The sequence below is a fragment of the Flammeovirga pacifica genome (assembly GCF_000807855.2).
In the GTDB taxonomy this organism is placed as follows: domain Bacteria; phylum Bacteroidota; class Bacteroidia; order Cytophagales; family Flammeovirgaceae; genus Flammeovirga; species Flammeovirga pacifica.
Genome location: NZ_JRYR02000002.1, coordinates 608485 through 622881, shown reverse-complemented (window position 1 = coordinate 622881; position 14397 = coordinate 608485). Strand labels below are relative to the sequence as shown.

The 14397-nt window shown below is 30.6% G+C and carries 11 protein-coding genes; 6 read left to right on the top strand and 5 right to left on the bottom strand.

The annotated features are described in order from the left end of the window. Positions 1 to 238: 238 nt before the first annotated feature. On the top strand, positions 239 to 3478 hold the full coding sequence (locus NH26_RS21550) for a glycoside hydrolase family 2 TIM barrel-domain containing protein (protein ID WP_044221035.1): 3240 nt from the start codon (positions 239 to 241) through the stop codon (positions 3476 to 3478). 1122 nt (positions 3479 to 4600) lie between these two features. Here the strand turns inward: NH26_RS21550 and NH26_RS21545 are convergent. After that, positions 4601 to 5035 carry a hypothetical protein gene (locus NH26_RS21545; RefSeq protein WP_044221039.1) on the bottom strand — a complete coding sequence of 145 codons (435 nt, stop codon included), beginning with the start codon at positions 5033 to 5035 and terminating at the stop codon, positions 4601 to 4603. Between the two features lie 874 nt (positions 5036 to 5909). On the opposite strand from NH26_RS21545, the gene NH26_RS21540 reads away from it, so the two are divergent. Both NH26_RS21540 and NH26_RS21535 read left to right on the top strand, forming a co-directional pair. Further along, complete coding sequence (locus tag NH26_RS21540) at positions 5910 to 6218, top strand: hypothetical protein (protein WP_044221042.1); 309 nt, start codon at positions 5910 to 5912, stop codon at positions 6216 to 6218. An 836-nt stretch (positions 6219 to 7054) separates the two neighbouring features. Continuing rightward, the gene (locus tag NH26_RS21535) at positions 7055 to 7732 is read left to right on the top strand and encodes an IS3 family transposase (RefSeq protein ID WP_084812317.1); all 678 of its coding nucleotides are present in this window, start codon (positions 7055 to 7057) and stop codon (positions 7730 to 7732) included. Positions 7733 to 8045: 313 nt separating this feature from the next. Here NH26_RS21535 and NH26_RS21530 read toward each other — a convergent pair whose 3' ends face one another. The 4 genes from NH26_RS21530 to NH26_RS21515 all read right to left on the bottom strand — a co-directional run bounded on the left by NH26_RS21530 (position 8046) and on the right by NH26_RS21515 (position 11666). After that, on the bottom strand, positions 8046 to 8795 hold the full coding sequence (locus NH26_RS21530) for a hypothetical protein (protein WP_044229557.1): 750 nt from the start codon (positions 8793 to 8795) through the stop codon (positions 8046 to 8048). Positions 8796 to 9916: 1121 nt separating this feature from the next. Beyond that, entirely contained in the window at positions 9917 to 10156 is a 240-nt protein-coding gene (locus NH26_RS21525; RefSeq protein ID WP_044229559.1) for a hypothetical protein, read from the bottom strand. A 60-nt stretch (positions 10157 to 10216) separates the two neighbouring features. After that, positions 10217 to 11194 (bottom strand): alpha/beta fold hydrolase, encoded by a 978-nt coding sequence (locus NH26_RS21520; protein WP_044229562.1) that lies wholly within the window; start codon positions 11192 to 11194, stop codon positions 10217 to 10219. 52 nt (positions 11195 to 11246) lie between these two features. Then, positions 11247 to 11666, bottom strand: a complete 420-nt coding sequence (locus NH26_RS21515) for a hypothetical protein (protein WP_139263227.1) — start codon at positions 11664 to 11666, stop codon at positions 11247 to 11249. Positions 11667 to 11790: 124 nt separating this feature from the next. On the opposite strand from NH26_RS21515, the gene NH26_RS21510 reads away from it, so the two are divergent. The 3 genes from NH26_RS21510 (at position 11791) to NH26_RS21500 (ending at position 14290) form a co-directional block, all read left to right on the top strand. Next, positions 11791 to 12741 carry a helix-turn-helix domain-containing protein gene (locus NH26_RS21510; RefSeq protein ID WP_044229566.1) on the top strand — a complete coding sequence of 317 codons (951 nt, stop codon included), beginning with the start codon at positions 11791 to 11793 and terminating at the stop codon, positions 12739 to 12741. Positions 12742 to 12992: 251 nt separating this feature from the next. Next, positions 12993 to 13310, top strand: coding sequence for a hypothetical protein (locus tag NH26_RS21505; RefSeq protein ID WP_139263226.1), 318 nt, complete (start codon positions 12993 to 12995; stop codon positions 13308 to 13310). Between the two features lie 236 nt (positions 13311 to 13546). Then, positions 13547 to 14290, top strand: a complete 744-nt coding sequence (locus tag NH26_RS21500; RefSeq protein WP_262494313.1) for a tRNA-uridine aminocarboxypropyltransferase — start codon at positions 13547 to 13549, stop codon at positions 14288 to 14290. Positions 14291 to 14397: the final 107 nt, after the last annotated feature.

Sequence of the window (14397 nt, the reverse complement as noted above, 5' to 3'; positions counted from 1 at the left end):
CAATTAAAGTAAGTATCATCCTTTTAAATCATTTTGATTTAAGTTTTGAACTAAAATCAACTGAACAAAATATAGACAACAGTATAAAATGATCATATAATATGGGTTATTTCTGAACATTGGTCTGAATATTATCTGCAAGTAATGAAGAGCATTCACTAATAATTATTTTTGATTAAGCAGTTACTAATTTGATGTGACATAATCTTAAATCAACAGAGCTAACCTGATAGATGAAATGAAAAAAATTATTCAAACCATTATTTTAATGACGCTTTCGATACATACCTTTTCTCAAAATATTTGGGAAAACGAAGAAGTATTTGAAAGAAATAAATTAGATGCAAGAGTACCCTCTTACTCTTACACTTCAGAGGAAGATGCCAAAACTTTGGATAGAAGTAAGAGTAAATTGATGATGCTAAATGGCACCTGGAAATTTAATTATAATGATGATGTTAAAAGTCGTCCTTTAGAATTTTATAAAAAAGATTTTAAAAGCAGTAATTTTAAGGATATTGAGGTTCCCTCAAACTGGGAACTAAAAGGGTATGGACAACCAATTTATACGAATATAGTTTACCCATTTACCCCACATATTTTGGAAGGTAAATTACCAAATTATGATTGGAGAGGTCCAAGACCACCTATGCCTCCTTATATTTATAGAGATAACCCTGTTGGATCCTATTACAGAGATTTTGAAATAGCAGAAGATTGGGAAGGTGATGATATAATTTTACATTTTGGAGGAGTAACATCCGCTTTCTATGTATGGATCAATGGAGAAGAGGTAGGCTATAGTCAGGGGAGTAGATTGGCTGCAGAATTTGATATCACAAAATATATTGTTAAAGGTAAAAATAGAGTAGCAGTTCAAGTGTTTAAATACAGCGATGGCAGTTATCTTGAAGATCAAGACATGTGGCGATTAGCGGGTATCCATAGAGAAGTAATGATCTTGGCTCAACCGAAAATATCTATTACAGATTTTAGGGTGAAGACCTTTTTAAATGATGATTTAACGGAGGCCACTCTAAAAGTTGAACCCGAAATGTGGAAATCATCAGAACATATTCAACTGAAGGATTATACAATAAAAGCGAAACTATTTGATGATAACGGAAAAGAGTTAGTGAAAAATCTATCTGATGTTTCTGCTGATGATGTAGTGAATGTTCGTTGGCCTCAAAGAGATCTTCCTATTATACCAAGCCTAAAAGCAACTTTAACTAATCCAAAGTTGTGGTCTGCAGAACATCCAAATCTTTATACTTTAGTACTATCTTTATATGATAATAAAGGGGAATTATTAGAAGCAAGAAGCGAAAAAGTTGGTTTTATCAAAGTTGCTTTTGATAACAATAAAGCACTATTAATTAATAATGTTCCAACAAAAATCATGGGTGTTAACCGACATGATCATCACCCTAAAAGAGGGAAAGCGGTAACAAGAGAGGATATGGAAGAAGAGGTGAAAATAATGAAACGTTTCAACATCAATGCAGTTAGAACGTCTCACTATCCCAATGATCCCTACTTCTTAGAACTATGTAATAAATATGGTTTGTATGTAATGTCTGAAGCCAACATAGAAACGCATCATTTAGGTGGGTATATTCCGAATAAAACTTCTTGGATTGCTCCATTAATGAGTAGGGTTTTCCGTATGGTGGAAAGAGATAAAAATAACCCAAGTATTATATCTTGGTCGCTAGGAAATGAGGCGGGAACTGGTCCTGCTTTTGCAGCAGCAGCAGCTTGGATTAAAGATTTTGACCCTTCTAGATTTATCCATTATGAAGGTGCACAAGGAGACCCAACACATCCACAATATAAAGAAGGCTTTGATATTGGGAGATCACCAGAAATGGCGAATCCTACAGACCCTCCATATGTAGATGTTGTTAGTAGAATGTACCCTAATTTGTCGCAAGTAGTCAATATGTCGAAAAGCGAATACATTAAGAGACCAATTGTAATGTGTGAATATATGCATGCAATGGGCAACTCTATGGGTGGCCTTGGAGAATATTGGGATTATATCAGAGAAACTCCAAATACTATTGGAGGATTTATTTGGGATTTTAGAGATCAAGGGTTAGAAACAAAAAATAATAAAGGAGAAAAGTATTATGCCTATGGTGGGGACTTTGGTGATGTTCCTAATAACCAAAATTTCTGTATGAATGGTGTTTTTGCATCAGATCTTACTCCTCATCCTCATGCTTACGAAATGAAATATGTTTTTCAACCCTTTGAAATCAAGTGGGATGATCAAGAAAATGGGGTAGTGAAAATAAAAAATAGATTCCATGATTCATCGTTTAGTGACTATCAGTTCGTATTAGAACTTTTAGAAAATGGGGTAGAGGTTCAAACCACAGTATTAGATAAAATAGATGTAATGGCAGGTGAGGAATCGACCTACACACTTCCAATCAAAAAGAAACTCATTAAATCTAATGCAGAGTATCTAGTTAACATCAGATTATTAGAGAAAAGAGATAGGTTATGGTGTAAGGCTGGGAGTGAAGTGGGGAAAACTCAACTAATGTATCAAAATAAACATCAATCTATTGTAGTAAAAAACAAAAGAGCTTCAAAAAATCAATTTAATATTAAAGAAGAAGATGATCAGTTAATCGTTAAGAGTGAAAACACGAATGTTGTTTTCTCTAAGAAAAATGGAGAATTGATATCTTATCAAATAAAAAACGAAGAATTTTTAAAACAACCAGTAAAGGTGAACTTCTGGAGACCATCAACAGATAATGACTTGAGAGGCTCGTCTGCATTCTCGATGCGTCAATCCAATAAATTTTGGAAAAACATTGATCAGAAATGGTCTACCAAAATTACTTCAAATCAATTGAAAGGTGGTGAAGTAGAGGTGAAAGTTCATCATAAAATGGAAGAAAAAGTGGACCTTCAACTAACCTATACCATAACAAACGAAGGTGTTAAAATTGATATGCAACTGAATGCAGCTACCGATTTGCCTGATCTGATTAATTTTGGATTGACTATGGGTATCAATAAAAGTTTAAATCAAACTACCTTTTATGGAAATGGTCCTTATGGAAATTATATAGATAGAAACAGAAGTGGACAAAAGGGTCTCTATACAATCAATACGAATGACTTGTATTATGCTTATCCAAAACCACAAGAAAACGGAAATAGAACAAATACAGATTGGGTGAAATTTACGAATAACAGTTCATCAGAATTATTTGTACAAGGGGAACCAACTTTCGAGTTTTCTATATGGCCGTATTCAGCTTCTAAAATTAGAAAGGCATCACATCAATATAAATTGATTGAAGATGATTTTTATACTTTAAATATCGGTTTACGACAAGCAGCCCTTGGTGGAACTTTAACTCACATACAAAAACAGTTTTTGATGAAATCTGGTGAGTATCATTTTAGTTGTACCATAGGTGGTAAAAAAGATACTAAACAAGTAAATTAAAATAGATAAAATCCCACAAGATATACAGCTTGTGGGATTTTTTATTTCTAATATGTATGCAGATGTGCAATCTCTATCAGTCATTCTAAAATCTAGTACATTTATTTTTCGGCATAATACAATGCTTATCGGTTGACAAAATAAAGTCGTAGACAAACTAAAGCCTTTATTTTAGATTTTACTGTAGAATAAGAGGTGGAGGGAATGCCTTTAAATAATATAGTTCTATTTAACATAATATGAATTATATGTAATTTAAAATAAAGATACATAACAGCAAAAATATCAATCAGCCTTATGTTAAATGCCTTACTGCACTCCGTTAAGAGTTACTGAAAATTTCTAGTGTATCATATAGGAGTTCTCTTTCCCGACTAGGGCCGACAAATGATCCACTTCACTACCCTTTTACTGGGCTACATCTTCCCCGTCCACCGCGAGTGTGTACATTTTTACGAAGATAAATCTGCCCAAAGATTAGTTTCCAGGTTCGTAACCTCAAATCTCATCAAGAGAAATAGTTTGAAAACGGATTTTTGTATAGTTTATAGAGGAAGTTCTTTTCCCTATACATCTACATATGGGCATGGAATATACTGAATATGTGTAATGTCTAAAACTTTCCCTACAAATTCTATGTCTAATTTTTGATTATCAGGTGTACAAGATAAATGTTCAATAAGCTTATCTTTATATGAACTTATAAGAAAGTAGTTACCTTGTATTTTAAATAATTCAGGTAAGGCATATATGTTTCTATAGATACCTTTTTTTTCTTAATACGTTTTTATTGTCATCACTGATTCTTGAATATCCATTAACTCTACCTTTGATTTTTTTTAACTGATCAATGTTTGGAAACCTTTTATAGGTATAATCATCAAGTATATGTCATTAAAATGAAAGCTTAATCTGGATCTTCGATAACGCTATGTAGCATTCCTGCACACTGATATTGATCCAAGTAGGTGTTATATTTTCCTTGTGTCATAATTTTAGTTTTTAAATTATCATTTATAAATATCAAAAAAACCTTCTTCTAAAAACTCTGAAGTTTCAAGATATAAATTTATTGATCTCCATTCTCTAAGGTTTATTACAATTGAATTTAATCCATTATAGTCAAAATTGTCGATCTGTACGTGTTATTACAGGGACATTATTAAGCATCTTTTCAAGTATATTTATTTGAGCTGTAACAGCTTCAACATCATTATATGTCTTAACTTCATTCTCAACTTCTTTAAAATAAATTAATAATGATAGAAAATAACAATGGTTTTGAGTTTCCTTACATATTACCCATTCTTTAGTTGACTTTGCTAATTTTGATTTTTCATTCCATCTGTCTGCTAAATCGAACACTTCTTTGGCTTTATCAATGTCTTGATTCGACAACATATTCAAATGTTCAGCTACATGACTGTGAGTAATGTTACGTCTTTTATTAAATTCTTCCTCACTATTTAATAATTGATTTATTTTATACTTCTTAATTATTATATTATATGCTAATAAAGAAAATAGTGTTACGATTAATCCTACTATATATTCCATGATTATTATTTTTTATTTCAATTATAATAGTGTTAATAGAGGCCAAAAACCCTAATTGTTATAAAAAATAAAATGATTTACTTCATTAAAATTATATAAAACTACTTCTCAAATGCTAGCTATCAAACACCTTACAGAAGGCTTAATATTCACAGCCACATTTTGTACTTCCAAGACATCAATATTTTTGAAAAGCTTGAATATTTGGCACTTACTATATTCGGATCATTTGCACCAGACATTGACAATACAAAATTTTATTAGAAATTCAGCTCAATAAAGAAGTAATTCGACTAAGGCAAAAACAAAAACTTTATACTTTCAAATTGGAATTGATACAAGTTGCCAAGGAGAAGAGGCAAGAAATCAGAAATAAGATCTTTGAAATTTACGAAGAAGCCTATTCAAAAAAAAATGGACTTACTAGAATATTTACAACATAACTTGGGAAATATGCAGATAAAGAAAGATTCTTGATAATGAAAAATGAGATTCTAGAAATTAAAGGAGAGATAGAATATTTAGCGAAGTATAACCTATCGATTAGTAGTAGAGTAAAAATCAAGAAAGTTTGTAGCATCTAGCATGGAAAAAATAAAAATCAGTGACTAAGTTTTTTGGCTTTTTGTGGGCCAAAACTTTCTCGCACTTTTTTATTTTTTATCTGAAGTATTGAAAGGGAAGTTTTTCAAACAAGCAGGAGAACTAAGGCCCACCCTCCACCCATAATAAATGACAGAAACCTCTAAATAATTAACAATTACTAATTTTATTCAATCGTTCGATTTATTTGAATTACCTTTGAATCAAATTTATAGGTGATTGATCTATTAAGATTACCTTTTATGTTTAATAACTTAAATATATTCTTTATATGAAGAATTTTACTTTTACAATTTTGATATTGTTTTCATTGTCATTTTATTCTTATTCACAAGACATTTCTAAAGATCAAGAATTGAAAATTGAAGAAATTGATGCTGAAATAAAAGCTGCCGAAAGAAAGCTATCTAGAAATAGAATCAATAAGACAGCAGGTATCATTACTACTGGTATTGGGGCTTTTCTTTTTTGGCCAGCTTCAATACCTGGAATCGCAGTATGGATTGCGTATCCTACCAAAAGATGGGTTAGAGAAATTCAGCGATTAGAGGACAAAAAAGAAATGATTCAATCGAAATAATTGAATCCTAACCCTTTCATTGCCTTAAAAACACTCCGCGGAGCGAAGAACCACAAGAAAAAAATATTATATTGTGGTATTGAAGGCTCTGCTGGGAAGCAACCTTTGTGCAAGAAAGGGTTATACTCTAAATAATTGTGTTTCAGAATGACACTATAAAGAATTCGACCAAAAGGCTCTGATATAATCAGGGCCTTTTGTTTTATGAAATAATTTGTATTTCAATCAAAAATAGACTTATATTCAACACCTTAATTTCTCAATAGCTATTAGCGATCATGATTCATACAAATTCCACTGCTAACGATATATTTCTCACTATTCTTTTGCTAAAAATTTGTATTTCTTTCACGCAAGCTACTAAACTAAATTTCTCTTTTTAAGAGACAACTAACTATGTCTTATAACTCCAATAAATCCAAAAAAACGGGGGGTGCTCTTGATACATTAGCACAACTGAGTACCCCACCTTCTAAAAATGCAAAAATAACAATTTAAATATTACTCTTGCTGAGTCAAGAGAGAATCATAAAAATAACTTAGTAAGGAGAGCTAGAGCTAAATATTTAAGTGACTCAATTACTATGAATCTTATTGATGTCAAAAGTTCATTTTCACCAAAATATTGGACCAGTTGGCATTGTGCAAGGAAACTAAAACATGAGCAAAATAAAATTACAACAAAGTATTGTAATCAAAGTTGGTGTATGTTTTGTAATCGAATCAGAACTGCAAAAGCAATTAATGCTTATTCAAGTAAAATAAGAAGTAATGAAATACAGGTCTTTACTTCCAAAATTAGGAGGAAAAAACTACATTATTTGATGTAATATTTTTTGTTTTCTAATCAAATAAAAATTGGTAGGGATCAGTTGTTCAAATATTTAAGAGAATCTAATTTACTAGTAAGTAGAAAACAAAAGTATCATAAAACAACGAATTCAAAACACTGGATGCGTAAATATCCAAATTGTGTAAAAGGACTTCATATTCATCGTCCTGAGCAAGTATGGGTAGCTGATATCACTTATTTAACTTGTAATACAAAGCACCATTACTTACATTTAATTACAGATGCTTACTCTAAACGTATTGTAGGTTATAAATTATCTAATAACATGCAGGCTGAAACCACTGTAGAAGCATTAGAAATGGCTTTAAAGGGTCGTATATATGATGAAAAATTGATACATCACTCAGATAGAGGACTTCAATATTGCAGTCAGTTATATACAAAAATTTTAAACGCGAATGATATTAAAATCAGTATGACTGAACAAGCTGATCCTTATGAAAATGCAATAGCAGAAAGGGTTAATGGAATACTTAAAGATGAATTCCTTCTTGATATTCATTTTGGAAGTAAAGAAATTATGGAAACACAAGTTAAAGAGTCAATTGCTCTATATAACCAAACTAGACCTCATTTTTCTATAGGTCTTTTAACTCCAAACCAAGCTCATTTACAACAAAAGGTGAAATGGAAAAAGAAAACCCATCTACAAGCAATATGAAGATGGGTATAATGTATTTTTAAATGTCAACTTTTTTCAGGACAAGTCAGTATAATCATCCTTGGATTCCCTTGACTCGATTCCCATGAGGCTGTTTTCATATGAGTCAAAACATTACATAAGAGCTGTTTGCCTAAAGATTAATCACATCTCTACTTGCTGAGACGATACCATAATAATGAAAATCCTTGACAGAATGTTTGTAACTAGGTTTATCAAACTCCTTAATTTCACCATGAGTGGTACTACTGAACCAATTTATAACAAATAACTTTTTCATATTAATGATAATTTAAAGAGTATCTTTTCTGAATTATTTAATTTCGATTGTGAAATCTTTTTGATTGGGGAAGTATTCTCCTTCGTAAAACTCACCTAATGGAGCGTAACCAAATGATTTTGAAGACTCAGTTTCATAATCCGAAGTAATCACTTTAAAATTCCCAATGTATGACCTTCCCTTTTTAGATTCTTGCGTATTTATTAGAATATATTGAACATAGCTATAGTTGTTTGTATATCCGTCATATATTTCCGTTCTGTATTCAATTATTTCGCCTTCTGAATTTATTTTATATTCATTTCTTGTAGAACTATTTGCAGTATTTGATATTTGCATATGAAACCCCTCCTTTAAATATTGAGACTCATTATATTCAGGGAATTGAATTGTAAAGCCTTCAATTTTTTCAGCCTCCTTTCCATTAATAAATACCGTACCAGAGGGATTAACTTCAAAGGTTCTTTCAGTTTTCATTCCTTCGAGTTTGAAAAATTCATCTTCAAACATTTCAAATACTTCCGTATTACCTTCACCTCTAAAGCGACCTTCAGATACTTCTTGAAAAGTTCCTTTTTCGTTGCTAAAATTTTCGATTTCATCACCCACAAAGTGTTTTTTTTCAATAAAGTCGCTTCCTGTGAAATTTATTTCATGAAGTGTATTTTCATTTTGGATGCTGTAAAAACCTTGGAGTTTCGATGTTGGTTCCATTTCATCAGAAGTTGAACATGAAGAAATAACTAATACGATTATTGGAAATAAAATTTGAATATTTTTCATTGAATTAGATTATTTTGATAAATTCATCTTGATTAGTTATACGGGTTTAATCGATACTGTATTTCCAATAAAAAGTCAAGAATTACCTTAAACAGGTCATAATATTTATTGAATGTTGCAAATAGGCTAAGACTTCTTATCATATTACTACAGATTCATATTATGGTAACTATGCTCTTACAGACGGCATAACACCTCAGGGTGAGTCAAGTACACTTAGCTATTAAACCTCGAATTTAGATTAATAGAAACAATTCAAAAGTTAAACAATACTCTTCTAGGGTAGGAAGATTGGAGGTAGCTGTATAACTTCTGAAGCTTGTAGAAAATGTTTTTTTATCAATTGCCACTGTTGGCTTCAATTGGATAATTTTATTTTTGTTCTATTCTAGTAGAGGGTAGCAGAATGATGGTCTTGTGTTAGTAGGCCTTTCTCAAATGTTTTTTGTGTTAATTACAATCATTTATAAATAAAGATGATAGTAAAAAAATCAAAACTTTGGTTCTGTTTTTAAATATCATAGACAATAAAGGTTATGATATTGTTGATTTAACTTATGTAACTAATTGAACCTCTGGCGCTGACTTTTGAGAGTAACATTTAAGTAAAGAGATCAATAAAGATAACAACAAAAAGAAAGGATCAAAGTTTAATTTGATCCTTTCCTACTATCATTTTGAAATACATTTAAGTAATTTTCTTTACTTTTATTCCTCTATAAATTATTACTAATCAAGAAAGAGCTGCACCTAAATTTTGCTTCTCTCCTTTGATATTAATGTTTTAATAATTTGTGCAATTGTACTGTTTACATTCCGACTTGAAGTGCGGATTTTCAGCCAATGGATCACAAACTTCATCACTATCTGTTAATGGTGCACATGAACTTACAACAAGTGCAATTAATAAAATTAGGCAGTATCTCATTTAAATTTTTAAGTTAAAGCATTGAGATTCTTGATCTGATTAGTACTCTTTTAAATGGATCAAGAATTATTAAATTAATTAGATACACACTTAGTAACTTGAAGATCTTAAATGGTTTAAACTACCCTATTTATTCTTTATCAAATTAAGCTCATTTATGATTTACTAACCCTTTTTAAAGGATTGGAATTATTTACCTTGGAACAACATCGATGAATGCTCGCATAATATCTAACCAGAAAAGTTCTTCTTCCGGATAAGTTGCTGCTTTCTTCTCCAATTCTTTCAAAATAGCATCATATCTTTCTACCCAAAATAAACGATCTTCAATATCTGTATCATTAAGATATTGATCTAATGTCTGATGGATTTCTTTTAGATCTCTATTCTTTATTGCATTAAATAATAATAGCTGAATGTTTGTTTGTTCCATATTATAAAAAAATGAGTTACCTCCTCGAAGGTAACACATTTTCTACATCAAACTATATACTTAAGCACCTATTCTTGTCTTATTTTTATGGTTATTTACCCAATTCACCATCATTTCTGAAAACTTTTCATGTTGATCTTGATAAGCAAAATGCCCGCAGTTTTGAAAAATATGTAATTGACTATCTTTCATTCTTTCATGAATTCTAACACCATTATCAAAAGGTAATATTTGATCATTACCTCCCCAGAATATTAATGTGGGAATATCAATGGTATCAATTAATGGATCTACTGTGGCAATACTTTCATTATAAAATTTAAACCAAGCAATCGGTAATTTCAAACGACCTTCATACGATTGGATGTAATCTGATAATTCCGTTTCGTTAGGTACATAATTAAGATAGCCTAATCTATTACCTACTTCTACAAATGCCCCTGATCCTACAAAATTACCAATTAGAAATTGCCAGATTTTAGAAAACCCTAGTTTATCTATGATAGATCCATTGGTTGATGGAGCTATTGCTGGACCATCACCAATCATAAGACTTTGAATATCATTTTTAAATGTTCCTGCATAATATAAGGCTGTTGGCATACCAATGTCTGGTGCCATAATATGAGGCTGACGAATATCAAAAGCATTAATGAAATTGTATAAAAATTCGCCTTGTGCTTTGAATGTCATGAATTCCATTCCACCTTCACTACGACCAAACCCAGGTAAATCATAGGCATATACTTCAAACTCATTGGTTACCTTTTCCCAAATAGGTGCATAGGCTAATATACTTTGAGGTAAAGGTGATAGCATCACTAAAGTATCTTTCCCTTCATTAGGATAATGAGCATATCTAACTTTTACTCCATTTATTTTTGCATACTGCGTTTTAATTTTGACAGGGTTTGCTATCGTAGGTATTTTATTATTATAATTATTATTTACTCTAAAACTTTCTAATTCAGAATATTCTTTAGTAAATGCCATTAAAAATGATGCATAGAATTTATCGATTAATGATACCTTTTTCATAGTTGTATAATTTATAATTTGATACTATATTTTTTATTGAAGATGGATCGCCCTATACATGAACGGGCTTAATTTTTTCAGTTATTTGGGCGGATTGATAGAAATAAACCGCAAAACCAATCACTTGAAGTGAATCAGCAATCATTACAGGAATAAAACTTTCTCCTAATATTGGATCATTCATTAATAGCCAAAAACCACCTGATACCATATATATCTTTTCTAATGTTGCATAAATTAAAGTCGATTTTCTTATTGCAATATTTGATGCTGAATGATAAATCAATACGCCTATTCCGACAATCATTATTCCCCAGTGACCGATGACAGGTACTAAAGCGTCTAAATTAGAAAGATCAATATTTAAGGTTAATAATGTTCCTTTTACAGGAGAAATCATAGATGGTAATGGACCTAATAGAGTAACTATACCTGCTACTTTTAAAAACGCTTTCCAAAATTTAGTATTCATTGTTTTATTCTTTAGATTGAAAGAAGTAATCATCTGATTACCTTACAATTACAAAGGTAGGGAGTCGTGTTCTGAAAAAGTTGAACAAAAAAGTACAATAGTTGAATATTTATTTTCGTGATATATGAAACACTTTATTTCTTCATTTGAAGATCATAAGCAGGTTCAAGAGAAAATGTTCAAAGGTGAGTTTAAAAATGAGATTGAGTTAGCATTAGAAAACGGCAGTATATATTTTCATTCCCTTGATGATCATTTAAAGTCCATATTATTTAATGTTCAGCATTTTAATAAGAACAATATTGAGACGCTACAATTTAGTTCTGATTATGAAATGGATTATGTCTTTATATTTTTTGCGAAAGGTTTATTATTCAAATTAGATGATCAAGTATATGAAATAGATTCCAATCAGGGGTTTATAGTTATGAAAGCAGATTTTGATATTGATATCAATTTTCCATCTTCTAACGAAGCGCATCATATTACTATTTTATGTAGCAAAGAATACATTCATACTTTACATCCCGAACTCTATACTTCTTTCTTTCAACCGTTAAATTTTATGTTTTTTGATGAACACCACGATTTAAGTTTGTGTCGAAATATCTTATCACAAAGTTTTCATTATAGTGGGAAACATCAATATGAAATTCAGAATAACATTTTAAGATCTTTATTCTTTATTGGTTTAGAATATATAGAGAGACATGATAATCCTTTGCTATCAGAACAGATGAATAATTTATCGACTGATATTTTACCTACTATAATTAAGGTTCAGAATTATATCATCCAACATATTGATCAAAAATTAAATACCCAAGACTTATCTGAGATCTTCACTATTTCCGCAAGTGATTTAGAAAATAATTTTCAGATTATTTTTGGAAGTAGTATTAAACAATACTATCAGAAATATAGGGTCCATAAAGGGCGAGAGTTATTATTAACTAAGGAACTTGGACCCAAAGAGATTGCTTATGAATTAGGATTTTCAGATTTACCCCATTTTTCAAGATCATTTAAGAAAGAGTTTGGTTGCTCTCCCAGAGCATATTTAAAACAGCATTAATCAACTGACTCTAAACAATTTTATTGAACTATTGTTTTCTATAATTATTAATCAACAAACATAATTGTAGAAAAAATTTATAGTAACAAACAGTAATTAAAAATTCATTCTGACATCAAATTTAAACCACTCTCCTATTATTTTTATGTTTTTAATATACGTATTACAAAATATTTACAAATTTACTTGACATGGTAACATTGTTACTATATATTAGAATCATCAAATTAATCGACAAAAACAAAAGCCTCATGAAACGTTCTATTTTCACTCTACTTACCTCTCTCCTACTAATGATAACTTCTCAAATGAATTTATCAGCAGCGACAAAGATCAATGTAATTGATACTCACAAAATTGAAGTCACTCACATCATTCTGACTATACAGGAAGGTGATGGTTTTTTCAAATTAGCTAGAAGACTATTTATGGTGATGAAGAAAGACCCTACTGCTGTAACGTGGGAGGATGTCTATAGATTAAAATCGTTTTATATAGAACAAACTGGAAATATGAATCTTATGGCTGGGCAAAAATTTATTGTAGTAAAAAGCGACTTTATCTATTAAAAATAATCAAATCTCAAAAAGCAGGTAAGTATAAGTTACTCATCTGCTTTAAATATACTCCTCAAAGAAAAGCTTACAAATAGTTAATAAACTTCTTCTTTTGTTGTAGAATATCATCAATAAAGCGAAATTTAAAGTTCATTTATATTCGACGAATAACTTTAGAACAAATGTAGTCTTCATTTTAAACATACGTTTTTCTAAGTTATTGATATTTAGAGTTAAAGACATTTATTTTGCGCGTAGACATAGAAAATCCGAGAATCAAATGTTACAAATGTATGAGACCTTCAAGTTCATGTATTTGCAAACACACGAATCCTAAACATACTGAAACACGTTTTATTTTTCTTATGCATCCTAAGGAATATCATAAAGAAAAAAATGGAACGGGACATATGACGCACCTTCAGCTAAAAAATTCAGAAATTATTGTTGGGGTGGATTTTACAGACAACAAACGTGTCAATGAAATTTTGAATGACGAAACAAGGTCGTCTTTCTTACTTTATCCAGGGAAAGAGAACTTCAATTTATCCCAAAGAAATAGTGAGGAAATGAATTCATTTTTGGGCGAAAAACCTTACATTTTTATTCTTGATGGGACTTGGCCCTGTGCTCGCAAAATGTTAAGGCTAAGCACTAATTTACAAACTATACCAAGGGTGAGCTTTGATAATGAAATCAAATCTAAATTTATTATCAAACAACAACCTGAATCACTTTGCTTAAGTACTATTGAGTCGGTGTATACAGTTATCAATTTACTTAATGAAGGAAAAATGGAAGATTGTGAGTTGAAAGATTTCCTTAATCCATTTGAAAAAATGCTTGAATATCAAGTGGAATGTATAATGAAACCTGATAATTATTCCTATCGACCTATGAAAATAAAAAAGATTTCTAAGAAGGATATGTATAAAAAAAGTACTGAACGAAACATTATTTTTGAACAAGTCGAAAATAATAACGGGAAGTAGTTTTTAGAGGTTTTTGTGTTGATGGTGTCGGCAACGATGGGTAGAAACCCATCGTTGGAAACAGTGCTTTTGTTGAGGTTTTCTGAGATGAATCTATTTTAATCTAT